Source organism: Streptomyces sp. NBC_00096, from assembly GCF_045041305.1.
Classification (GTDB): domain Bacteria; phylum Actinomycetota; class Actinomycetes; order Streptomycetales; family Streptomycetaceae; genus Streptomyces.
In genome coordinates this window covers 383,139-404,211 of the sequence record NZ_CP108221.1, presented here as the reverse complement: position 1 = coordinate 404,211, position 21,073 = coordinate 383,139, and the positions used below count along the sequence as shown (strand labels likewise).

Sequence of the window (21,073 nt, the reverse complement as noted above, 5' to 3'; positions counted from 1 at the left end):
GCGCTGGACGCGCGGGTGCCCGTACAGCCCGTACGGATCGCCTACCTGCTCGACGACGGGAGCCCAGCCGGGGCGCCCGCGTTCGTCGGGGACGATCCACTGACCGCCTCGCTCTGGCGGATCGCGCGGGCCCGCGGGGTGCGCGCCGAGGTGTGGCTGCTGCCGCGGATCCCGCCGGGCCGGCACGCGGACCGGCGGGACCTCGCGGCCGCCGCTCAGGCCGCCGTGCTCGGGGAACCCGATCCGTCGACCGCACCGGTGCGCCCGCTCCTGCCCGGCGTCCCCTCCCAGCCATCCGTGCCGATGCCGTCCGCCACCGACAGGGACAGGGCGAACCGGCCCGCCGCGTCCGTCCACCAGTGGGTCAACTCAAGCCCTGCAGATGCCAGTTCCTTCCGGAGCCCCTCCTGACGGAACTTCGCCGAAATCTCCGTCAGGATCTCCTCACCCGCCTCGAAGGGCACCTCCAGATCCAGCGCCCGGACCTTCACCACCACGGGCTTGCGGGCCCGCAGCCGCATCTCGATCCACTCGTGCTCCCGGTTCCACACCGCCACGTGAGCGAAGTCGGCGGTGTGGAAGTCCGCGCCCAACTCCCGGTTGATGACGGACAGCACGTTCCTGTTGAACTCGGCCGTCACCCCCTGCACGTCGTCGTAGGCCGACACCAGCACGGCCGGGTCCTTCACCAGGTCCGTCCCCATCAGCAACGCGTCCCCGGGCGACAGCATCGCCCGTACGTCCGCCAGGAACACGGCCCGCTCCGCCGGCAGCAGGTTCCCGATCGTGCCGCCCAGGAACACCACCAGCCGGGGCCCGGGGGAGTCCGGCAGTCGCAGCGCCCGGGTGAAATCGGCCAGCAACGCGTGCACGCGCAGGCCCGGGTGATCCGCCAGCAGCGCCTCGGCCGCCCCCGTCAGCGCGCTCTCGCTCACGTCCACCGGTACGTACGTGTCCAGCGCGGGCAGCGCCTCGATCAGATGCCGGGTCTTCTCCGAAGAGCCGGAACCCAGCTCCACCAGGGTCCGGGCACCGCTCTCCGAAGCGATCTCCTGCGCCCGCTCCAGCAGGATCTCCCGCTCGGCGCGCGTCGGGTAGTACTCGGGCAACCGCGTGATCTCCTCGAAGAGTTCACTGCCGCGCGCATCGTAGAACCACTTGGGCGGCAGAGTCTTCGGGGACCCGGTCAGCCCGCTGCGCACATCCGTGCGCAGCGCCGCCTCGGCGGCGTGCTCGTCGAGGGTGCGGGTCAGCTGGAAGTCGTTCACGTGCCTTCGTCTCCTTGGTGCGGTGCGGTGCCGGTGGGGGTCTCCTTGAGGGAGACCAGGTCGACCCGGGTGCGCGTGGCGGTCAGCAGGGTCCGGTCCGGCACCTCGCACCAGCGCGGATCGTCGTCGTAGGGCTCCGACGCCACCACCGTGCGCTGCGCGGCCGCGTCGAACAGGTACCAGAGCGAATCCCCCCAGGCCGTCGCCGCGATCGCCCGGCCGTCGGTCAGCAGCAGGTTCAGCCGCGATCCGGGCGCGGCCTCGGCCAGCTCCCGTACCGGACCGGCGAGCGCCGCACCGAGGTCGGGGTCCTCCCGCAGCCGGTGCAGGACCAGCGCCCAGACCAGCGCCGAATCCGTACGCGCGGCCAGCGAGAGCAGCTCCTGCGGCGCCAGCCCGGCCGCGACCGGGGCCGCGGAGTCCGGCCAGTCCCGCAGCGTCCCGTTGTGGCTGAACAACCAGGGCCCTTCCGTGAACGGTGCGGCCGCGGCCTCCCCGTCCGCCCCGGCCCACGTGGCGTCCCGTACGGCGGCCAGCACGGCCTCGCTGCGGACCACCCGAGCCAGGTCGCTGAAGGTCAGGTCGCCCCAGACCGGCCCGCTCCGCCGGTAGCGGGCGGGCACCGGATCGGCCTCCGCGTACCAGCCGACGCCGAACCCGTCGGCGTTGACGGTGCCGTGCCGCTGGCGGCGCGGCTCCCACGACTGGCGCACCAGGGAGTGCTCGGGCTCGCTCAGCAAGCGGCCGAGACTCACGGACGGTCCCAGATAGGCGAGGTGACGGCACATCAGCCGTTCCCCGCGGGGCTCGCGTCACGTGCGGTCCGGAACCCGGAGAAGATCTGCCGGCGCACCGGCAGGTCCCAGTTCCGGAAGGTCCCGCGGCAGGCCACGGGGTCCACGGCGAAGGACCCGCCGCGCAGCACCTTGTGCTCCGGGCCGAAGAACACCTCCGAGTACTCGCGGTAGGGGAACGCCCGGAACCCGGGATACGGCAGGAAGTCCGAAGCCGTCCACTCCCACACGTCGCCGATCAGCTGGCGCACCCCCAGCGGGGAAGCCCCCGCCGGATACGCGCCCGCGCGGGCCGGCCGCAGATGGCGCTGGCCGAGATTGGCGTGGGCGGGCGTGGGGTCCTCGTCGCCCCACGGGTAGCGGGTGGACCGGCCGGTCCCCGGATCGTGGCGGGCCGCCTTCTCCCACTCCGCCTCGGTGGGCAGCCTGCGCCCCGCCCAGCGGGCGTAGGCGTCGGCCTCGTACCAGCTGACGTGCAGCACCGGCTCGTCCCCGGGCACCGGCTCCGTGACCCCGAAACGGCGGCGCAGCCAGACCTCGCCCTCGCGGTGCCAGAACAGCGGGGCCTCGATCCCGTGCCCGCGGATCTCCTCCCAGCCGGCCGGGGCCCACCACCGCTCCTGCCGGTAGCCGCCGTCAGCCATGAACACCTGGTACGCGGAGTTGGTAACCGGCACCGTGTCGATCCAGTACGCCTCCGTGTCCCGCTGGTGCGCGGGCCGCTCGTTGTCCAGCGACCACGGCTCGGCGGAGGTTCCCATCGTGAATGGCCCTGCCGGTACGAGGGCTTCGCCCGCCGGAGGCGGCGGTCCTTGCGGGGGCTCCGGATCGGGCGCCGTCAGCACCGGCGCGCCCTGCCGAAGCTGATGGGTGATCAGCATCGTCTCGTCGTGCTGCTGTTCGTGCTGGGCGATCATCCCGAAAGCGTAACCGCCGTCCAGCAGCGCCGTTCCCTCCAGCGGGGTGCGCTCCAGCAGGTCGAAGACCCGCCCGCGCACTTCGGCGGCGTACCGGCGGGATTCGGCCGGGTCCAGCAGCGGCAACTTCGGGCGCTCAGAGCGGGGATGCTCGAACGCGTCGTAGAGCGGGTCTATCTCGGGGTGCATGGACTCCCGGCCGGCCACGTTGCGCAGCAGCCAGAGCTCCTCCATGTTCCCGATGTGCGCGAGGTCCCACACGAGCGGGGACATCAGGGGGGAGTGCTGGGCGGTCAGATCCCGGTCGGTGACGGCATCGGTGAGTCCGGCCGTGCGGATCCGCGCCGCGGTCAGTGCGGCGGCGGCGCGCTCGCGCAGGGGCTCCGGGTCGGTGGTCATGAGTGTGCCTCCTCGCCGGCCGGCTGGGGATGTGCCTGTGCCTGTGTCTGAGTCTGCGTCTGCGTCTGCGGGTGAGGACGTGGGTGTGGCTGGGGCCGCGCCTGGGTCCGCGCCTGCGGTCGCCCCGTCTGCTGCGGCTCGGTCCGGTCGTCGGCGGGGCAGCGGCCGCGGGACGCGTAGCGTTCGGTGAACTCGCCCACCGCGTCGGTGACATGGCTGCTCGCTCCCAGCCCGGGCAGCGCCGCGGCGGCCGCCCGGAAGCAGGCGCGGGCGGCGGACCTCAGCTCCGGATCGGACAGGGCGTGCCGCGCTGCGTGGCGCCACAGCGGATTGCGCGGCGCGGGCTGGGCCCCGTAGGAGTCGGCCAGACCCTTCGCCACCCGGTACGCGGTCTCCGCGGCCTCCGGGTCGTCGAACAGTGCGTGCACGACGGCCACCGGAACCAGCCAGCCGTCGTCGCCGGGCTGGGCGTCGATCATCCGCAGCTCCAGATGGCCGCGGGGCCGTACCGGCGGGAAGAGGGTGGTCAGGTGGTAGTCCAGGTCCTCGGCGGTCGCCGGCCGGGGGGCACCGGAGCGCAGCCAGTCGCGGAAGGTCAGCCCGCGCGGCACCGCCCAGGGCCGGCCCCCGCCATCGGTCCGTACGCACATCACCTCGGTGTCCAGGGCCTGCGCGGTCCACGCGCCGCGGGGCTCCGCCTCCAGCGGCGGGGCCAGCGAGCGCCGGGTGTCGATGTCACTCCAGACCCCCTGGCGGGCACACCGCCAGCCGGCGTACGGGCCCTCGCGCGCGGGGGAGTTGGCGAACGCGGCGACCAGCACCGCACCGAGGAGGTGGGCCAGGCGCCAGCGGCGGCCGTGACCCAGCGGGCCCGGCTCCTCGTGACCGGCGTCCACGCAGACCTGGACGGAGGCGGAGGCGCACATCATGGAGCGCCCGGCCGGGCCGGTGCGGTCGAAGTAGGTCTCCATGGCCTCGTAGCGCGGGCTGGTGAGCATCCGCCGCAGGGGCCCGCGCGGATCCAGGCCGAGACCGCGCAGCACCAGGCCCCGCTCGCGCAGGGCGGCCCTGACGGCGGCCAGATCGGCCTGGAGGCCGTCCACGCATCCGGTGAGGGAAGCGGCGGGGGCGGAGCTCAGCTCCAGCTGGCCGCCGGGCTCGACGGTCACGCGGGAGCTCAGGGGAAGCGCGCGGGCCGCGTCGTGCGCGGCGGCCAGCCGCTCGTGGGACACGGGCCGGTCGGGGTGCTCGGCGTCGAACAGCAGCCATTCGAGTTCGGCCCCGAGCAGACGGGGCGGACCGGTCTTGAAGCAGATGCCGTGGACCAGCTCCTCGGCGGCGGTTTCGGTCAGGGGGGTGAGGCGGGCTGAGCCAGGAGATGCGGCGTCCTGGGGCATGACGGGGCCCTCGTCTCGCTTCGTCGGCTGTGACATGAACCCGCCTACCCGTCCGTTGGGGCACAAATCCCTTGAAACGCGCCACTGGAGCGTCGAAGATCGCCACATGAGTGGCAGATTGCGCGAGATCGCGAGGGAGAATGCGGAGATCGTGGCGACCGGGGGTTACCGGGCGCGGTCGGGGCGGCAGGTGGTGCTCGCCGCCGCCGTGGCGGAAGCCAAGGCAGGAACCAGGATATATGGGCCAAACCGGGTCATTCCAGGCGAGCAGATCCTGTCGGGTGCGGGAAGGACCGCCGTCGAGGTCACGGACGAGAGCAGCACGGTCGCGGCCCGCAGGCTCGCGGCGGACCACCCCGGAGAGGTCGCGGTGGCCGTCCTGAACTTCGCCTCGGCCCGAAATCCCGGGGGTGGCTACGTCCGCGGGGCCAAAGCCCAGGAGGAGGCGCTCTGCCGCGCCTCGGCGCTCTACGAGACCCTCCTGGAGGCTCCGGAGTACTACGGGATCCACCGCGCCGAGGTCAGCACGTTCTACACCGACCGGGTGATTCACTCGCCCGGGGTCCCCGTCTTCCGCGACGACCGGGGCGACCTGCTGGACACCCCCTTCCGGGCCGGCTTCCTCACCTCCCCGGCCCCGAACGCGGGCACGATCCGCCGCCAGGAGCCGGAGCGGGTGGCCGAGATCCCGGCCGCCCTCGCACGCCGGGCGGAGCTGGTGCTGGAGGTGGCGGCGCTGCACGGGTACCGGGACCTGGTGCTGGGGGCGTGGGGCTGCGGGGTCTTCCAGAACGACCCGGCCCAGGTGGCGGAGGCCTTCCGGAGCCTGCTCGCGGAGCGGTTCGCGGGTGTGTTCGAACGCGTGGTGTTCGGGGTGCTGGACCGCAAGCCGGAGACCCGCGAGACCTTCGAGCGGGTGCTGGCGGGGGTTGTGGGGGGCTGAGGGGGACTGAGGGGGCCGCGGAGGGGGTGGGGGGCGTGGAGGGGCGCGGGTCGCGGGCCTGCACGTGGCGCGTCTCCGCTCCCTGCGTTCGGGTGCGGGTGCGGGCCGAGGCGCGGCCCCGGCGGCCGCGCCTCGGCTCGGGTGGTTACCGCCAGCAGCGCCTCGGCTCGGGTGGCTACCGCCAGCTGTACCTCGGCCTGGGTGGCTACCGCCAGCAGCGCCTCGGCCTGAGTGGCTACCGCCAGCCGCTACCGCCAGCCGTACCGCTCGCGCAGCCGGTCCACCACCAGCTGGAACCGGCCCCGGTCCAGCGCGCAGGCCTCGCGCCGCATGCCGTCCTCGTGTACGCGCAGCACCCGGTCGACGTCCACCCAGGACTCGCGGCCGGCGCTGTCCCAGGGCCCGGTCCCGATGGGGACCCACTCCCGGTCGTGGTCGTGCCGCTTGCTGGACAACTGCACGGCCAGGAGCGTGCCGCCCGCCTCGCGGGCCACGACCAGCACCGGGCGGTCCTTGCCGCGCCCGTCGTTCTCCTCGTAGGGGACCCAGGTCCAGACGATCTCGCCGGGATCGGGATCCCCGTCGCGATCGGGGGCGTACGAGGTCTGCACCGGCCCGATGGCATGCGGATCGGCCTCGGCCGTCGCGGTGGCGCCGTCACGGCCGGGCTGCTCGAGGTGGCCGTTGCTGTGGTGTGAAAGTGCCGTCATTCGGGCGAGGTTACCGGGTCCGGGGCGGTCGGGGGTGGGGCTGGGCTGCGGGTTGGGCGGGGCGTTGACAGGGTCCGGGGGGAGCCCGGCAGTCCAGTGTCCTTTCGGTGCGGGCCGGCCCGTCAAGGGCGCTCCTCCTTCGTCGTCGCGTCGCTTCGCGATGGCCTTCGGCCACCCTTGACCGACCGACCCACCCCGAAACGCCACAAGACTTCCGGGATCCCCCCGAGGAACGGCCGGGAGGGACGGATACGGAGGAGCGGCCGGATCAGGGATCTCCGTGCCCCCTTCGGCCGGTCATCATCCGGACCGGTCACCTGTCGGGACCGCCCAGCCGGACGGTATGGAGGCCCGGGACGGTCGGAGCATCCAGGATCGGGCGGTCGGACACCCTTCCCGAGGGTTCCCATGGCCAACCGGACCGTAAGGACGACCACCAGCCCTTCGCAGGGTCGGTGGGCGCGTCAGATCGCTACACAGTCCCACTCGGCTCAGCGACTGCGGCACGTGGGCACGTGGGTGGTTCTCCTGCTCCCTCTTCAACGTATAGCTGACTGGGGGGCTTGCGGCAAGGCCCGGTATGTAGCGCAGAATCGACGGTCCAAGGCGCGGACCTGCGGAAATGGGAGCTGTGAGATGCGAGTGTTGCTGACTGCATGGGGGTCGCGCGGGGATGTCGAGCCGCTGGTGGGACTGGCGGTCGGGTTGCGTGAGCTCGGTGCGGAGGTACGGGTGTGTGCGCCGCCGGACGAGGAGTTCGCGGCGCTGCTGGAGCGTGTGGGCATGAGCTTGGTGCCGCTCGGCCCGACCGTGCACTCGGTGGTCGCAGGCACGAGGCCACCGACGGGGGAGGACGCGTTCCGGCTCGCTCCCGCGCTGGTTGCCGCGAGGTTCGAGACGCTCACCGCGGCAGCCGAGGGGTGTGACGTACTGCTGGCGACCGGACTGATGCCGGCCGGAGCCCGGGACGTGGCCGAGAAGCTGGGCATCCGGTACGTGTACGCGTGCTTCCACATCTTCGGACTGCCGTCGCGGCACTTCGCTCCCGGCTCGAGGCCCGGCAAGCCGTCCCCGGAGGGCGAAACCGACAAGCGGGTGCTGTGGGAGCAGGACGCCCAGAGGGTGAACGGGTTGTACGGCGAGGCGCTCAATACCCATCGGGCGGCAATCGGTCTGCCGCCGGTGGACAACGTCCGCGACCACGTCTTCACCGACCAGCCGTGGCTGGCGGCAGACGCGACGCTGTGTCCGTCGCGGGGCATGACGGACCTGGACATCGTGCAGACCGGCGCGTGGATCCTGCCCGACGACCGTCCGCTCCCGGAAGGGCTGGAGGCCTTCCTGAACGCGGGTACGCCACCGGTGTACGTGGGCTTCGGCAGCATGGCCGCTCACGCCCCGAAGGGAATCGCCCGGGTGGCCATCGAAGCGTGCCGCGCCCAGGGCCGGCGCGTACTCCTCGCCCGTGGCTGGGCGGACCTGGCCCCCGTGGACGACGCCGACGACTGCTTCGTCGTCGGCGAGGTCAACCAGCAGGCGCTGTTCCCCCGAGTCGCCGCCGTCGTGCACCACGGCGGCGCGGGCACCACGACGACAGCGGCCCGGGCCGGCGCACCCCAGGTGGTGGTCCCCCGGATCGCGGACCAGCCGTACTGGGCCGCCCGGGTGGCCGAACTGGGCATCGGCTCGGCTCACACCGACCCGACACCCACGGTCGCCTCCCTGTCCACCGCCCTCACCACGGCACTGACCCCCGAGACCCGATCACGAGCGCAAGCCCTGTCCGGCACGATCCGCACCGACGGAGCAACCCAGGCCGCGAAGCTCCTCGTATCGGGCTGAAACGTCAGACAGTTGAGCGGATTCGTACGTCCAGCCACGGACGGTCGGTAGTCGCTGAGCCGAGTGGGACTGTGTAGCGATCCGATGCGCCCACCGACCGCGCGACGCTTCTCGTCGTCCTTACGCTCATGGTGGCCTGTCGAAGTCTCGGGAAGGGTGGCCGACCGCCCCTGCCTGGATGCTCTGACTGTCCCGGGCGTCCATTCCCTCCGGCTGGGCGGTACGGACAGGTGACGGGTGCGGATCGTCGCACCGGCCGAAGGGGGCACGGAGATCCCTGATGCGGCCGCTCCTCCGTATCCGTCCCTCCCGGCCGTTCCTCGGGGGGATCCCGGAAGTCTTGTGGCGTTTCGGGGTGGGTCGGTCGGTCAAGGGTGGCCGAAGGCCATCGCGTAGCGACGCGACGACGAAGGAGGAGCGCCCTTGACGGGCCGGCCCGCACCGAAAGGACACTGGACTGCCGGGCTCCCCCCGGGCTCCCCCCGGGCTCCCCCCGGGCTCCCCCCGGGCTCCCCCCGGGCTCCCCCCGGGCTCCCCCCGGGCTCCCCCGGCTCCCCCGGCTCCCCCGGCTCCCCCCAACGCCCCCGCCCAACCCGCAGCGCCTGGCGGGCAAGCCTCAGATCGCCGACCCGATCCCCGCCCGCCCCCTCAGATCCACCCCTCCAGCGATGCCATGAAGCCGTCGAAGTCATCCCGGTGGATGGTGTGCCCAGCCCCCGCGACCGAACGGACCTCGAAGCCGCGCTCCTTGAGTACCGCCGCGCGCTCCGGGGAGATCAGGAAGCTCGGGTCGGCCAGCTGCACGAGGGACGGGACCACCGGCGCGGGCGGCAGCAAGTCCGTGCCCGTCAGCGGGGCCAGGCTCATCGCGGTCGCCTCGTCCCACGCTGCCAGGGTCGCCAGCTCGATGTCCACGTCGGCCTCCTCCCAGCGCGGGTTCATCGCCTGGATCTGTTCCTTGGGCGCGGCCTTGAACTGGGCGAACAGCTCGGGGCCGAAGCCCGCGCCGAGCTCCGCCAGGTGCCATGCCGGGTCGGAGAACACGGCACGCTTCGGCTTCAGCCGGCCTACGGCGTAGGAAAGGGTCAGGCCGCCCAGGGAGTGCCCGATGGCGAGCTCGGCGCCGACCGGGAGGGTCTCGACCACGTCGTCGGCGAAGGCCTCCGGGCTGTACTCGCCCCGGCCGCTGGCGCCGTGGCCGCGCAGGTCCACGGCGATGACGCGGTAGCCGTGGTCGGCGAGGGCGGGGCCCACCCGGCGCCAGGTCCGGTGGTCGGCCATGATCCCGTGGATCAGGAGGGCGATGCGGTCGCCCTCGCCCCAGGTGTGGGTGTGGAGCTGCACGGTAGTGCCTTTCACATCAAGGTTGCTGAGTACAGAAACAGAACATGCCAGTCAGGAGCTGAAACGAATCGGACCGATCCCTACGGATCCACCGCCCCTTACCGCCGCCTACGGACCCGTACGGACCCCTACTGAGCCCTACGAACCCCTACCGAACGCTGCGGATCGGCTTGACCGCCAGCGCGCCCGCCACGGCGAGTGCGGCTGCCGCGATGAACAGGGCCGTGTAGCCACCGCTCACGGACACGATCACCGAGGCGATGAACGGGGCCACGATCTGCGGGCCGGCATTGGCGATGTTGAGTACGCCCATGTCTCGCGCAGCGTCCTCCGCCTTGGGGAGCACCATCGTCACCAGGGCGGTGTCCACGGCCATGTAGGAGCCGAACGCGAGGCCGTTGATCACGGCGAAGGCCAGCATCGCCGTCCAGCTGGTCGACAGGGCCGGGATCACCAGGGCGATGGCGGACAGCAGTGCGGAGGCGCCGACGAAGAGCTTGCGGCGGTCGTACTTGTCGGAGAGCCATCCGCCGAGGACGGTGGAGACGACCATCGCCACGCTGGTCAGCGGCATCATGATGGCCACGGCCGCCTCCGGCTTCATGCCGTCGGGCAGCACGGTGTGGTCCTGGAGGATGTACAGCTGGTAGCCGCTCACCGCGAAGTAGCCGAGGACGAGCAGCGCCCGCCCGATGAAGGCCCAGCGGAAGTCGTGGTCCTTGAGCGCGCTCGCGAAGGCGGCCAGCTGCGCCTTGACCGGCATCGCGGCCTTGGCCGGCCGTCGTTCCTCGCGGGTGCAGACGGTGAACAGCACGGCGGCGCCGGCGACGAGCGCGCCGAAGATCAGGTACCCGGTGCGGTAGTCGTCCGAGAAGGCCGCGCCGACCAGGGCGCCGACGGTGGAACCGAGCGGCAGGCCGAGGCCGACTGCGGCGGAGGCCTTGCCTCGGGCGGTCATCGGCACCCGGTCGGGGACCACGGAGGTGATGGCGGCCTGGTAGATGTTCATCACGGCCTGGCCGAGGCACCAGGCGATCGTGATGAGCAGGATCGTGTCCGCGAGGCCGAGCAGGAACATCGCCGGTATCGCGGCGAGCCCACCGCCCAGGATCCAGGGGTTGCGCCGTCCGCTGCGGTCGGAGAGGGCTCCGGCGACCGGGTTGAAGACCGTCGCGAAGATCGCCGCGACCCCCGCGATCAGGCCGAAGTTGGAGACCTTGTTCGCCGCGTCGATGTGTTCGACCTGGAGGGCGAGGAGTACGCCGGCGACACCGATGTACAGCGCGTACATGGCTCCGTTGCCGACGAGGAGCAAGGGAAGCAGTCCGCGTCCAGGGGCGGACCCGGCGGACCCGGCGGAGGCGTCAGAGGCGTCGGTGGTGGCGGCGGCGGTGCCGGTGCCGGGGGAGGAAAGGGCCACGGTGCCCTCCTGGGCAGTTGGTAACGGGACGAGGGGTACGGGACGAGGGGTACGGGAGGGGCGGTACTGGAGCCGAGGTACGGGAGCAGAGGCACGAAGAGGGGGAGGGTGCGCGCCGCCCTGTCACGACGGCGGGGGTGCGACGGAACGCGACAGGGCGGCGGCACGGCTGGGCACGCACCGACACGTGAAGCTGGGATGACGCCTGGGTTACACGTGTCAATGAATCGTGTAACCACTGTCTAGCATTCGTTTCCGGCCATCCGCTAGCCCCTGGGCGCAACCGGTCTGGAAAGATGCCACGGCAATGTCTCAGTCATCGAAACCGCCGAAGCAGTCCGAGTCGCCGTCACTCACGACGGCCGCGCTGACCGCCCCCACTGGCCCCGCCACCCCCGAGGCCGCGACCCTCGAGGCCCCCGCCCCCGCGCCGCCCCCACCCGTGCCGACCAGCGCGGACGTGGCCCGCCTCGCCGGAGTGTCGCGCGCGACGGTCTCGTACGTCCTGAACAACGCGGAGGCCGTACGCATCAGCGAGCCGACCCGCCGCAAGGTGCGCCAGGCCGCCGAGGAGCTCGGCTACGTCCCCCACGCGGCCGCCCGCAGCCTGCGTGCCGGGCATACGCGCATCGTGCTGCTGCCCACCTCGCACGTGCCGATCGGACCGCTCTACAGCAGCTTCCTCAACGAGTTGCAGTGGGCGCTGCGCAGCCTCGACTACACGGTGGTCCAGTACGGCAGCCTCGGCCTCACCGGCGACGAGGCCGCCCGCGCCTGGGCCGAGCTGCGCCCGGTCGCGGTGATCTCCCTCGGGGAGATCACCCTGTCCGCGCACAACGTGGCCACGCTCAAGCGGGCCGGGGCGCGTGCGGTGATAACGATGGGCCCGGTCAGCGTTGCCGGGGCGCACGCGCTGGTCATGGACCAGGCGGAGGTCGGCGCGCGGGCGGCGGCGCACCTGGTGGAGCGCGGCCGGCGGCGGATCGGCGTGATCGTCCCGGAGGAGGAGGGGCTGGAGCTGTTCTCCACCCCCCGCCTCGAGGGCGCGCGGTCCGCGGCGGCGTCCGTGGCGGTGTCGGAGGTCGTGCCCCTGCCGATGGCGTACTCCGAGGAGTCGGCGGCGGTGCTGGCGGGCCGCTGGGGGTCGCTCGGGCTGGACTCGGTGTTCGCGTACAACGACGAGTACGCGATGCTGCTGATGCGGGCCTTCCAGGAGGCGGGGCTGCGGGTGCCGCAGGACGTCGCCGTCATCGGGGCGGACGATCTGCTGATCGGGCGCTTGCTGCGGCCGCGGCTGAGCACGGTGCAGATCGAGATGCCGACGGGGGAGCGGCTGGCGGGACTGGTGGACCAGGCCGTACGGGAGCCTTCGGCGGTGGTCCGGCGGTACGACCTGATGGCGGCGGTGGCGCTGCCGCGCGAGTCCACGTGAGCCGGGGGCTCGGTTAACCCGGTCCCGGGCGGCGGGGTGCCAGCGCATCGGGATACCAGCACGTCGGTGCCCGGTGCCCGGTGCCCGGTGCCCGGTGCCCGGTGCCCCGGAGCCCCGGAGCCCCGGAGCCCGCGGGACCGTGGGGCCGGACCACGGGGCCGGACCATGGGGTGCCCGCAGCCCGCAGCCCGCAGCCCGCAGCGCCATGGTGCACGGACCACCGGGGTGCACGGCCCACGGGACCGGACCGTGCGGCGCCCGCCGCGCCTGCCGCGGCCCGCCGTCGCAGGCCGTTGACAGGCGGGGACGGCGGGACGGAGACTTCGGGCGCGCCCCACAGGGCGCGGGCGGAGCGTGCGCCGGGCCGGACAGCGGTGTCGGTGTGCCGCGCCGCCGGCCGCTCGCCCAGGAGGGACTCCATGAGCATCCGCACCGTCCGCGACGTGTACGTCGTCGACGCCGTCCGCACCCCGATCGGGAAGTTCGGCGGCGCCCTCGCCGGGATCCGCCCCGACGACCTGGCCGCCCACGTGGTGCGCGCGCTCGTGGACCGTACGCCCGCACTCGATCCGGCCCGCATCGACGACGTCGTCTTCGGCGATGCCAACGGCGCGGGCGAGGACAACCGTGACGTGGCCCGCATGGCGGTGCTGCTCGCGGGGCTGCCCGTGACCGTGCCGGGTGTCACCGTCAACCGGCTCTGCGGCTCCGGGCTCGAAGCGGTCGTCCAGGCGGCCCGCGCCATCGCGCTCGGCGACGCCTCCGTCGCCATCGCGGGCGGTGTCGAGTCGATGTCCCGCGCCCCCTGGGTGGTGCAGAAGCCGGAGCGGACCTTCCCCGCCGGGCACCAGCAGATGTGGTCCACCACGCTCGGCTGGCGGATGACCAACCCCCGGATGCCCGCCGAGTGGACCGGTTCCCTCGGCGAGGGCGCCGAGCTCGTCGCCGACGAGCACTCCATCAGCCGGGAGGCGCAGGACGCCTTCGCGCTGGAGAGCCACCGCAAGGCGGCGGCCGCCTGGGCCGCCGGGCAGTACGACGCCGAGGTCGTTCCGTACGCGGGTGTGGACCTCCTGCGGGACGAGTGCATCCGCGAGGGTTCCACCCCAGAGGCGCTCGCGCGGCTGAAGCCCGCTTTCCGGAGCGACGGCACCGGCACGGTGACCGCCGGGAACGCCTCGCCGCTCAACGACGGCGCCGCCGCACTGCTGTTGACGGACGAGGAGGGCCTCGCCGCGACCGGGCGGGAGCCGCTGGCCAGGATCAGCGCCTCCGCCGTCACCGGGATCGAGCCCCAGCTCTTCGGCCTGGGACCGGTGGAAGCCGTCGAGCGGGCGCTCGCCAAGGCGGGCCGCGGATTCGGGGACTTGACCGCCTTCGAGCTCAACGAGGCCTTCGCCGCGCAGGCGTTGGGGTGTCTCGCCGCATGGCCGGAGCTGGATCCGGCCGTGGTCAACCCGCGCGGCGGGGCCATCGCGATCGGGCACCCGCTCGGCGCGTCGGGGGCCCGGTTGGCGGGTTCGGTGGCGCACCAGCTGGCGGCGGCCGGATCGGGTACCGGTGTCGCCGCGCTCTGCATCGGTGTGGGCCAGGGCATCGCCCTCGTTCTGGAGCGCTGATCCGCGCTACGGCAACAGCGGCGGGAGCGGGAGCGGGAGCGGTATCGGCAATGGGGACGGGAACGGCAACGGGAAACGGCGACCCGAGCAGTCGATCGTTTCCGGTCATAGTGGTGGACCAACTGCGCAGTAACTGAAGGGAATTGATGCCTCCGGTCCGGGGCGATGGCAGCATGGCGCGTGCTGCCACCCCCCGGCACGCCCGCCCGCATCCGGAGGCCCCGCGCCATGCCGCTCCTCGATCCGACGCTCTGGCAGGACGGACCCACCCTCACCGGCGGTACCGCTCCGGTGGTCGAACCCGCCACCGGTCAGACCCTCGCGACCATCGACCTGGCCGCCCCGGCCGACGTGGCGGAAGCCGCCGTACGGGCCCGCGCGGCTCAGCGCGACTGGGTGCGGGCCGCCCACCTGGAGCGGGCGGCCGTGCTGCGCCGCGCGGGGGACCTGTTCGCCGCGGACTCCGACGAGTTGCGGGACTGGCTGGTGCGGGAATCCGGATCGATCCCGGGCAAGGCGGACTTCGAGCTGCACGTCGCCGCGCAGGAGTGCTACGAGGCGGCGGCGCTGGCCTCGCGTCCGGCCGGCCAGGTGCTGCCGAGCGAGGCGCCCCGGCTGTCCTTCACCCGCCGCGAACCGGTCGGTGTGGTCGGGGTGGTGGCGCCCTTCAACGCCCCGCTGATCCTCTCGATCCGCTCGGTCGCGCCCGCGCTCGCCCTGGGCAACGCGGTGCTCCTCAAGCCGGATCCGCGCACCGCGGTCTGCGGAGGCCTCGCACTCGCCGCCGTCTTCGCGGCGGCCGGTCTGCCGTACGGGCTGCTGCACGTCCTGCCGGGCGGTGCGGATACGGGGGCGGCGGTGGTGGCCGATCCCCTGGTCCGGGTGGTGTCGTTCACCGGGTCCACTGCGAGCGGGCGGGCGGTCGGAGAACTGGCGGGTAGTCACCTCAAGCGTGTGCACCTGGAGTTGGGCGGGAATTCGGCGCTCGTGGTGCTCCGCGACGCCGATGTGGAGGCGGCCGTGGCGCAGGCCTCGTGGGGTTCCTTCTTCCACCAGGGCCAGATCTGCATGACGGCGGGCCGGCACCTCGTCCACGCCTCGCTCTACGACGAGTACGTGGAGCGGCTCGCCGCGCGCGCGGAGGAGCTCGCGGTCGGTGACCCGTACCGCGAGCGCGTGCACCTGGGCCCGCTCATCGACCGGCCTCAACTGGAGCGGGTCCACGGCCTGGTGGAGGCCAGCACCGCACGGGGTGCCAAGCTCGTCGCGGGCGGGACCCACCGGGACCTCTTCTACCGGCCCACGGTGCTGGCGGGCGTCGGCGACGACAGCCCGGCCTACGCCGAGGAGGTCTTCGGCCCGGTGGCGCCCGTACGGTCCTTCGCGACGGACGAGGAAGCGGTGGAGCTGGCCTCCGCCGGTCCCTACGGGCTGTCCCTCGGGATCGTGACCGCCGACGCGGCGCGCGGGCTGGACCTGGCGGGGCGGATCCCGGTCGGGATCGCGCACGTCAACGACCAGACGGTGAACGACGAGGCGGTGGCTCCCTTCGGCGGCGTCGGCGCGTCCGGCACCGGCGCCCGCTTCGGCGGCGAGGCGAACCTCGACGCCTTCACCGAGCTGCGCTGGACCACGCTCCGGTCCACCCCGGGCGGACACCCGTTCTAGGGCGCCCCCGCCCCGGCGCCCCCGCCGTCGGTGGGGGTGGAATCACATGGCGTGACCAGGAATGCTTCGCGCCGGTCGTTCGTTCACGGAGAACAAGCAGAGCAGCACTCAGGAGGTCTGGAATACCGTGGCTACCGTCGAACTGACCAAGGAGAACTTCGACCGGACGGTGAGTGAGAACTCATTCGTACTGATCGACTTCTGGGCGGGCTGGTGCCGTCCCTGCCTGCAGTTCGCCCCGGTCTACGAGAAGGCCTCCGAGGCCAATCCCGACCTGCTCTTCGCCAAGGTGGACACCGAGGCGCAGCAGGAGCTCGCCGGGGCCTTCCAGATCAGCTCGATCCCGACCCTCATGATCGTCCGGGATCAGGTCGCGATCTTCTCCCAGCCTGGCGCGCTGCCGGAGGCCGCCCTGACGGACCTCATCGCGCAGGCCCGCGCCCTGGACATGGACGAGGTGCGCACGAAGATCGCCGCCGAGAGGAACGGCGGCGCGGCCGGTTCGCCGGCCGAGGAGTCCGGCACGCCGGACGCCTGATGCGTGACGGGCCCCCGTCGGACGGTGAGACTGGCCCGTATGACTGAAGCGGTGGAGTACGACGTAGTGGTCCTCGGCGGGGGACCGGCCGGCGAGAACGTCGTGGACCGGACCCGCGCCGCCGGGCTCAGCACGGCCGTGGTCGAGGGCGAGCTGCTGGGCGGCGAGTGCTCGTACTGGGCCTGCGTGCCCAGCAAGGCGCTGCTGCGCCCGGCGCTGGCCCGGGCCGACGCGCGGCGGGTGCCCGGTCTCGCGGGGGCCGTGGCCGGTCCGCTGGACGCGGCGGCGGTGTTCGCGCACCGGGACTACTGGACCGGCAGCTGGAAGGACGACGGCCAGGTCGACTGGCTGGAGTCGGTCGGTGCCCACGTGTACCGGGGCCACGGGCGGCTCTACGGCGTCCGGAAGGTCGCCGTCACCAGCCCCGAGGGGGAGCATCACGTGCTCTCCGCCCGGCACGCGGTGGTCGTCGCGACCGGTACCCGGGCCGTGATCCCGGACGTGCCGGGCCTGGCGGACGCCCGGCCGTGGACCAGCCGTGAGGCCACGTCCGCGCAGGCGGCGCCGGGCCGGCTGCTGATCGTCGGCGGATCGGTGGTGGCCGCGGAGATGGCCACGGCCTGGCAGGCGCTCGGCTCCCAGGTGACCCTGCTCGTGCGGGGCTCCGGGCTGCTCCCGCGCATGGAGCCGTTCGCCGGGGAGCTGGTCGCCGATGCGTTGCGCGAGGCGGGCGCGGTGGTCCGTACGGGTGTGGCCGTCGAGTCCGTCGTACGGGACGGCCCGACCGGGCCCGTCACCGTGGTGCTCGAGGGCGGCGAGCGGGTGGAGGGCGACGAGCTGCTGGTGGCGACGGGACGTTCCCCGCACACCGAGGACATCGGCCTGGACACCGTCGGGCTCACGCCGGGCGGGTGGATCGCGGTGGACGACAGCTGCCGCGTTCCGGGGATCGACTGGCTGTACGCGGTGGGCGACGTCAACCACCGGGCGCTACTCACCCACCAGGGGAAGTACCAGGCCCGGATCGCGGGCGCCGTCATCGCCGCCCGTGCGGAAGGCGGGGTACCGCTGGACACCGGCCCCTGGGGCGCGCACGCGGCGACCGCCGACACCGAGGCGCTCCCGCAGGCCGTCTTCACCGACCCGGAGGCCGCGTCGGTGGGCCTGACCCTGGCGGAGGCGGAACGGGCCGGCCACCGCGTCCGGGCCGTCGACTACGACCTCGGCAAGGTCTCCGGAGCGGGCCTGTACGCCGACGGATACCGGGGCCGGGCCCGCATGGTGGTGGACCTGGACCGGGAGATCCTGCTCGGCGTCACCTTCGTCGGACCGGGCGCGGCCGAGCTGTTGCACGCGGCGACCATCGCGGTCGCGGGACAGGTGCCGATCGACCGGCTGTGGCACGCGGTTCCGGCGTTTCCGACGATCAGCGAGGTCTGGCTGCGGCTGCTGGAAGCCCACAGGGGGTAGCGGCCGTGCCGGAACGGGTGGCAGTTCGACTGCTGGACCGCGGTCCCGGTCGACGCCCGGATGCGGGCGAAGAACAACGGGGAGCGGACCTGGTCGGCCATCGCCACGCAGGACCGACCGTTCCCGTTGGGGGAGGCGCGATGACCAGGTGCCCGCCGTGCCGACGCGGGGCGGCCGGCCCTGCGATTCGAGCCATTTCGCGAGGTCGGACGTGACCTGGGCGGCGTCGACCCGGATGTCGGCCACCTCGTCCGCGCGTGCAGTTGTGCCCACCGTGGGCGGAGCTCAAGCCGATCCTGGAGTCCCCGGCCTGCCGGGGGCCGGACGCCCCGGGGTCGTGGACTGGTCCGGGTGCGGCCGTGGGGCACGCCCGGCTGGTGATCGTCGGTCCTGGCCCACCCGCCGGCGGAAACGATTCTTGACCTGCCGGGCCTGCGCGAACTGATCCTGGCCTCACCCCCGATGGTCAACTCGCCGGGGCGGACGGCTTTCCCGGGCCGCAGCGAGGTGCCGCCCGGGCGCGTGGTTACGATCGACGCCACCGGCGGGGCCGCCGTGCGCCGCTACTGGTCCCTGCCCCCGCGCGAGCACACCGACGACCTCCCCGACACCGTCGCCACCGTCCGCGACCCCTTTGTCAGGACGGCGCCTCCACCGCCCTTCTCCATCGTCGCCGCCGGCGGCATCGGCATGACCACCGTCTTGGAACGCCTCAACTGACCAGCGCGGTAAACGGCGTTCAGCCCAGGCCCCCATCTCCCGGGGGATGCGAGGATTGCTCCGGTCCACCGACTCCGCCAAGGAGCCGGCGCGCGTGGCGCTCGAACCGGCCGCCCGCGATTACCGCGAGGGCCAGCAGCTGAGGCTGCGAGTCGAGGCCCTTGAACGCAGAGTGAAGGCACGCCATCGTCCTGCGGGACTGTCGTTGGTCACGGCGGGCCGGAGAGGGGCTCATGAGGAAGGCTGAACGAGCGCTGGGGACTACGGTGGCCGGGGCCTTGGTGCTCCTTTCGCTGGTGAGCTGAAGTGCGCCGATCCGGTCTTGAAGCGGCTATGAGGGTCTTCGTGCAGAAGGGTCTGGTCCCGGCGGGTACGCCCTACGGCACCTGCCCGTCGGGAAGCCCGCAGGTGTGGTGGATCGGCAGCTCCGGCAACTGCTGGGCCGACCACTTCGCCCTGGCGCCGGCTCCCACGTCACAGCCAACTCCATTGCCGCTGCCTTCCTACCGTCCTGGCGGCACTGTGTGTGGCGACGGATGGATCTCTGGGTCCAGCGGGCGGGGCACTTGCTCCCACCACGGCGGACTTTCCCGGTGAACTCCGTGGCGCCTTGGAAGGCACTCGAGTTTCGAAGTACCCCGCTCGTGGCCACGGCCCGCTGCCGTCAGGGGCCCGGCGTGTTGGTCGTGTCCCACGTCGGACCAGGTGAGGGCGTGCTTGAAGGCCGCGTCCAGGAATGGTCGATCGGTGGCGGACTCCATGGGGCGGGGGCAGGCGTCGGCTTGAAGGGGCCGACGCGGTTGGCCATGAGGATCAGCATCGTCGCGGCGAAGAGCAGGCTGATGACGATCAGGGCGAGCCCGAGGGGGTTGGCCGGGTTGTAGTAGTAACGGTTCGTTCCCCACTTGCTTCGCTTGAAGACCGGCTCGTCGTCGTGATTCACACTCCGGATCCTATGGAGGACGCTTGAGCGTTCCCCATCTCGCGGTACCGATCGCCGCCGCGCTCGGCGTCCAGCTGGGCGGCCTCTTGGTGGTCGACTCCGCCTACCGGTCCGCCGTCACCATGCCGGGCGCCGTGGCGCTCCTCTTCGCCTTGGTCCTGAGCACACGTGCCCAGCGTCCGCCGCGTACCCGGCAGGGCCGCTGAGAGCCGCTCTCCGTTGGGTCTTCGGCATCGTGGAGCCTGCCCGACGGACCCGATCCGTACGCCCTGACCGGCGGCCCTACAGGCCGATGTCCCGGCGGTTCATGTCGTCCATGGATTCACGGCGTACGAGCATCCACGCGGAGCCGTCCCGGACCGCGATCACGGGCGGGCGGCCGACGAGGTTGTAGCCGGAGGCCATGGACAGGTGGTAGGCGCCGGCGGCCGGTACGGCGACGAGGTCTCCGGGCCGCACGTCGCCGGGCAGCGCGACGTCCTCCGCCACGATGTCACCGGCCTCGCAGTGCCGGCCCACCACCGTGACGGGGGCGGGTGCGGCCGTGGAGCGGCGCCCGATCAGCCGGGGCGCGTACCGGACCCCGTACAGGGCGGGCCTCGGGTTGTCGCTCATCCCGCCGTCGACGGCGACGAACGTGCGGCCGGAGGTCTCCTTGACGGTGAGGACGCGGTAGACGGCGACTCCGGCGGGGCCGACGAGGGCGCGCCCGGGTTCGATGGTCAGGCGCGGGACGGGCAGCTTCGCGTGGGAGCAGCCGTCCGCAAGCTCGGCCCGGACCCGGTTGGCGAGGGCGGTGAGGTCGAGGCTGTCCTCGCCGGGCCGGTAGGCGATGCCGTGGCCGCCGCCGATGTTCAACTGGGGGAGTTCCAGGTCGTGGTGGTCCCGTATCAGGGCCATGAGGCCGACCATCCGGCGTACCGCGGCGACGTACGGCTTGACCGAGGAGATCTGGGAGCCGATGTGGCAGTGCAGTCCCACGAGTTCGAGGCGCGGCTGGGCGAGGACCCTGGCGATGGCGTGCTGGGCGGAGCCGTCCGTGATCGAGAGGTCGAACTTCTGGTCCTCCGTACCGGTGCGGATCTTGGTGTGACCGCCGGCCGCGATGCCGGGCACGACCCGGATCATGACCTTCTGGCGTTCACCCTCCGGCAGGATCTCGGCCAGTCGGGCGATCTCCGACGTGCTGTCGAGGACGATGCGTCCGACGCCGAGCCGGACGGCGGTGTAGAGGTCCTCGGGGCTCTTGGCGTTGCCGTGCAGCACGATCCGCCCGGCGGGGAAGCCGGCGGTCATGGCGAGGCCCAACTCACCGACGGAGCAGACGTCCAGGCCCAGGCCCTCGTCCTCGACCCAGCGGGCCATGGCACGGCAGAGGAACGCCTTCGCGGCATAGACGACGTCCGCGTCAGGGAAGGCCGTGCGGTAGGCGCGGCAGCGGTCGCGGACCTCGCCCTCGTCCAGGACGTACAGCGGGGTGCCGAACCGGTCGGCCGCTTCGGTGAGGGAGATACCGGCGACGGTGACGTCGCCTCCGGCGGCCGGGCGGGCCGAGGCGGGCCAGACGCAGAGCCCCCCGGCGGCGTCGGGGGCCGGTATCGGATCCGAGACCTGGGCCGGGGAGGAAAGGGAAGTGACAGACATGGAGG

The 21,073-nt window shown here is 72.8% G+C and carries 18 protein-coding genes and 1 pseudogene; 9 read left to right on the top strand and 10 right to left on the bottom strand.

Annotated features, from left to right (window positions below):
• Positions 1–215: 215 nt before the first annotated feature.
• Genes egtD through egtA form a run of 4 tightly spaced genes read right to left on the bottom strand, consistent with a single transcriptional unit; the run spans position 216 to position 4,775 of the window.
• Positions 216–1,268: an L-histidine N(alpha)-methyltransferase gene (gene egtD, locus OG904_RS01845; RefSeq protein WP_405486646.1), complete on the bottom strand. Its 1,053-nt coding sequence runs from the start codon at positions 1,266–1,268 to the stop codon at positions 216–218.
• On the bottom strand, positions 1,265–2,056 hold the full coding sequence (gene egtC, locus OG904_RS01840; protein ID WP_405486644.1) for an ergothioneine biosynthesis protein EgtC: 792 nt from the start codon (positions 2,054–2,056) through the stop codon (positions 1,265–1,267). The genes egtD and egtC overlap by 4 nt, the downstream gene beginning before the upstream one ends.
• The gene (gene egtB / locus OG904_RS01835) at positions 2,056–3,378 is read right to left on the bottom strand and encodes an ergothioneine biosynthesis protein EgtB (RefSeq protein WP_405486642.1); all 1,323 of its coding nucleotides are present in this window, start codon (positions 3,376–3,378) and stop codon (positions 2,056–2,058) included. Before egtB ends, egtC begins: the two co-directional genes overlap by 1 nt.
• Positions 3,375–4,775 (bottom strand): ergothioneine biosynthesis glutamate--cysteine ligase EgtA, encoded by a 1,401-nt coding sequence (gene egtA / locus OG904_RS01830; RefSeq protein WP_405497698.1) that lies wholly within the window; start codon positions 4,773–4,775, stop codon positions 3,375–3,377. The genes egtB and egtA overlap by 4 nt, the downstream gene beginning before the upstream one ends.
• Positions 4,776–4,881: 106 nt before the next feature.
• Here egtA and OG904_RS01825 point away from each other — a divergent pair, with 106 nt between their 5' ends.
• The gene (locus OG904_RS01825) at positions 4,882–5,718 is read left to right on the top strand and encodes a TIGR02452 family protein (protein ID WP_405486640.1); all 837 of its coding nucleotides are present in this window, start codon (positions 4,882–4,884) and stop codon (positions 5,716–5,718) included.
• Positions 5,719–5,966: 248 nt separating this feature from the next.
• Here the strand turns inward: OG904_RS01825 and OG904_RS01820 are convergent, their stop codons facing one another.
• Positions 5,967–6,428, bottom strand: a complete 462-nt coding sequence (locus OG904_RS01820) for a type II toxin-antitoxin system PemK/MazF family toxin (RefSeq protein WP_405486638.1) — start codon at positions 6,426–6,428, stop codon at positions 5,967–5,969.
• A 636-nt stretch (positions 6,429–7,064) separates the two neighbouring features.
• On the opposite strand from OG904_RS01820, the gene OG904_RS01815 reads away from it, so the two are divergent.
• The gene (locus tag OG904_RS01815) at positions 7,065–8,270 is read left to right on the top strand and encodes a glycosyltransferase (RefSeq protein ID WP_405486636.1); all 1,206 of its coding nucleotides are present in this window, start codon (positions 7,065–7,067) and stop codon (positions 8,268–8,270) included.
• A gap of 648 nt (positions 8,271–8,918) precedes the next feature.
• Here the strand turns inward: OG904_RS01815 and OG904_RS01810 are convergent.
• Both OG904_RS01810 and OG904_RS01805 read right to left on the bottom strand, forming a co-directional pair.
• Entirely contained in the window at positions 8,919–9,614 is a 696-nt protein-coding gene (locus OG904_RS01810; protein WP_405486634.1) for an alpha/beta fold hydrolase, read from the bottom strand.
• A gap of 148 nt (positions 9,615–9,762) precedes the next feature.
• Complete coding sequence (locus OG904_RS01805; protein ID WP_405486632.1) at positions 9,763–11,034, bottom strand: MFS transporter; 1,272 nt, start codon at positions 11,032–11,034, stop codon at positions 9,763–9,765.
• Positions 11,035–11,341: 307 nt separating this feature from the next.
• On the opposite strand from OG904_RS01805, the gene OG904_RS01800 reads away from it, so the two are divergent.
• The 5 genes from OG904_RS01800 (at position 11,342) to OG904_RS01780 (ending at position 17,761) form a co-directional block, all read left to right on the top strand.
• The gene (locus tag OG904_RS01800; protein ID WP_405486630.1) at positions 11,342–12,466 is read left to right on the top strand and encodes a LacI family DNA-binding transcriptional regulator; all 1,125 of its coding nucleotides are present in this window, start codon (positions 11,342–11,344) and stop codon (positions 12,464–12,466) included.
• A gap of 419 nt (positions 12,467–12,885) precedes the next feature.
• Positions 12,886–14,085, top strand: coding sequence for a thiolase family protein (locus tag OG904_RS01795; RefSeq protein WP_405486628.1), 1,200 nt, complete (start codon positions 12,886–12,888; stop codon positions 14,083–14,085).
• A 228-nt stretch (positions 14,086–14,313) separates the two neighbouring features.
• Positions 14,314–15,753 (top strand): aldehyde dehydrogenase family protein, encoded by a 1,440-nt coding sequence (locus tag OG904_RS01790; protein WP_405486626.1) that lies wholly within the window; start codon positions 14,314–14,316, stop codon positions 15,751–15,753.
• A 61-nt stretch (positions 15,754–15,814) separates the two neighbouring features.
• Positions 15,815–16,291 carry a thioredoxin family protein gene (locus OG904_RS01785; RefSeq protein WP_405486624.1) on the top strand — a complete coding sequence of 159 codons (477 nt, stop codon included), beginning with the start codon at positions 15,815–15,817 and terminating at the stop codon, positions 16,289–16,291.
• A gap of 39 nt (positions 16,292–16,330) precedes the next feature.
• Positions 16,331–17,761 carry a dihydrolipoyl dehydrogenase family protein gene (locus OG904_RS01780; protein WP_405486622.1) on the top strand — a complete coding sequence of 477 codons (1,431 nt, stop codon included), beginning with the start codon at positions 16,331–16,333 and terminating at the stop codon, positions 17,759–17,761.
• On the opposite strand, the pseudogene OG904_RS01775 reads toward OG904_RS01780, so the two are convergent.
• Positions 17,749–17,859: pseudogene (locus OG904_RS01775) on the bottom strand (class II glutamine amidotransferase); the annotation flags it as partial. The gene OG904_RS01780 and the pseudogene OG904_RS01775 sit on opposite strands and share 13 nt — an antisense overlap.
• 424 nt (positions 17,860–18,283) lie before the next feature.
• Between OG904_RS01775 and OG904_RS01770 the strand changes: the two are divergent.
• Positions 18,284–18,481, top strand: a complete 198-nt coding sequence (locus OG904_RS01770; RefSeq protein WP_405486620.1) for a hypothetical protein — start codon at positions 18,284–18,286, stop codon at positions 18,479–18,481.
• Between the two features lie 664 nt (positions 18,482–19,145).
• Here the strand turns inward: OG904_RS01770 and OG904_RS01765 are convergent.
• Complete coding sequence (locus tag OG904_RS01765; protein ID WP_405486618.1) at positions 19,146–19,424, bottom strand: hypothetical protein; 279 nt, start codon at positions 19,422–19,424, stop codon at positions 19,146–19,148.
• Positions 19,425–19,447: 23 nt separating this feature from the next.
• On the opposite strand from OG904_RS01765, the gene OG904_RS01760 reads away from it, so the two are divergent.
• Positions 19,448–19,630 carry a hypothetical protein gene (locus OG904_RS01760; RefSeq protein ID WP_405486616.1) on the top strand — a complete coding sequence of 61 codons (183 nt, stop codon included), beginning with the start codon at positions 19,448–19,450 and terminating at the stop codon, positions 19,628–19,630.
• 76 nt (positions 19,631–19,706) lie between these two features.
• On the opposite strand, the gene lysA is transcribed toward OG904_RS01760, so the two are convergent.
• Positions 19,707–21,068 (bottom strand): diaminopimelate decarboxylase, encoded by a 1,362-nt coding sequence (gene lysA, locus OG904_RS01755; RefSeq protein ID WP_405486614.1) that lies wholly within the window; start codon positions 21,066–21,068, stop codon positions 19,707–19,709.
• Positions 21,069–21,073 lie beyond the last annotated feature (5 nt).

Excerpts from the sequence above, each read along its gene's own strand:
- OG904_RS01815 (WP_405486636.1), top strand. The coding sequence starts at position 7,065 with ATGCGAGTGTTGCTGACTGCATGGGGGTCGCGCGGGGATGTCGAGCCG.
- OG904_RS01790 (WP_405486626.1), top strand. The coding sequence starts at position 14,314 with ATGCCGCTCCTCGATCCGACGCTCTGGCAGGACGGACCCACCCTCACC.
- egtC (WP_405486644.1), bottom strand. The coding sequence starts at position 2,056 with ATGTGCCGTCACCTCGCCTATCTGGGACCGTCCGTGAGTCTCGGCCGC.
- OG904_RS01820 (WP_405486638.1), bottom strand. The coding sequence starts at position 6,428 with ATGACGGCACTTTCACACCACAGCAACGGCCACCTCGAGCAGCCCGGC.
- egtB (WP_405486642.1), bottom strand. The coding sequence starts at position 3,378 with ATGACCACCGACCCGGAGCCCCTGCGCGAGCGCGCCGCCGCCGCACTG.
- OG904_RS01795 (WP_405486628.1), top strand. The coding sequence starts at position 12,886 with ATGAGCATCCGCACCGTCCGCGACGTGTACGTCGTCGACGCCGTCCGC.
- OG904_RS01825 (WP_405486640.1), top strand. The coding sequence starts at position 4,882 with ATGAGTGGCAGATTGCGCGAGATCGCGAGGGAGAATGCGGAGATCGTG.
- egtA (WP_405497698.1), bottom strand. The coding sequence starts at position 4,775 with ATGCCCCAGGACGCCGCATCTCCTGGCTCAGCCCGCCTCACCCCCCTG.
- OG904_RS01800 (WP_405486630.1), top strand. The coding sequence starts at position 11,342 with ATGTCTCAGTCATCGAAACCGCCGAAGCAGTCCGAGTCGCCGTCACTC.
- OG904_RS01780 (WP_405486622.1), top strand. The coding sequence starts at position 16,331 with ATGACTGAAGCGGTGGAGTACGACGTAGTGGTCCTCGGCGGGGGACCG.
- lysA (WP_405486614.1), bottom strand. The coding sequence starts at position 21,068 with ATGTCTGTCACTTCCCTTTCCTCCCCGGCCCAGGTCTCGGATCCGATA.
- OG904_RS01785 (WP_405486624.1), top strand. The coding sequence starts at position 15,815 with ATGCTTCGCGCCGGTCGTTCGTTCACGGAGAACAAGCAGAGCAGCACT.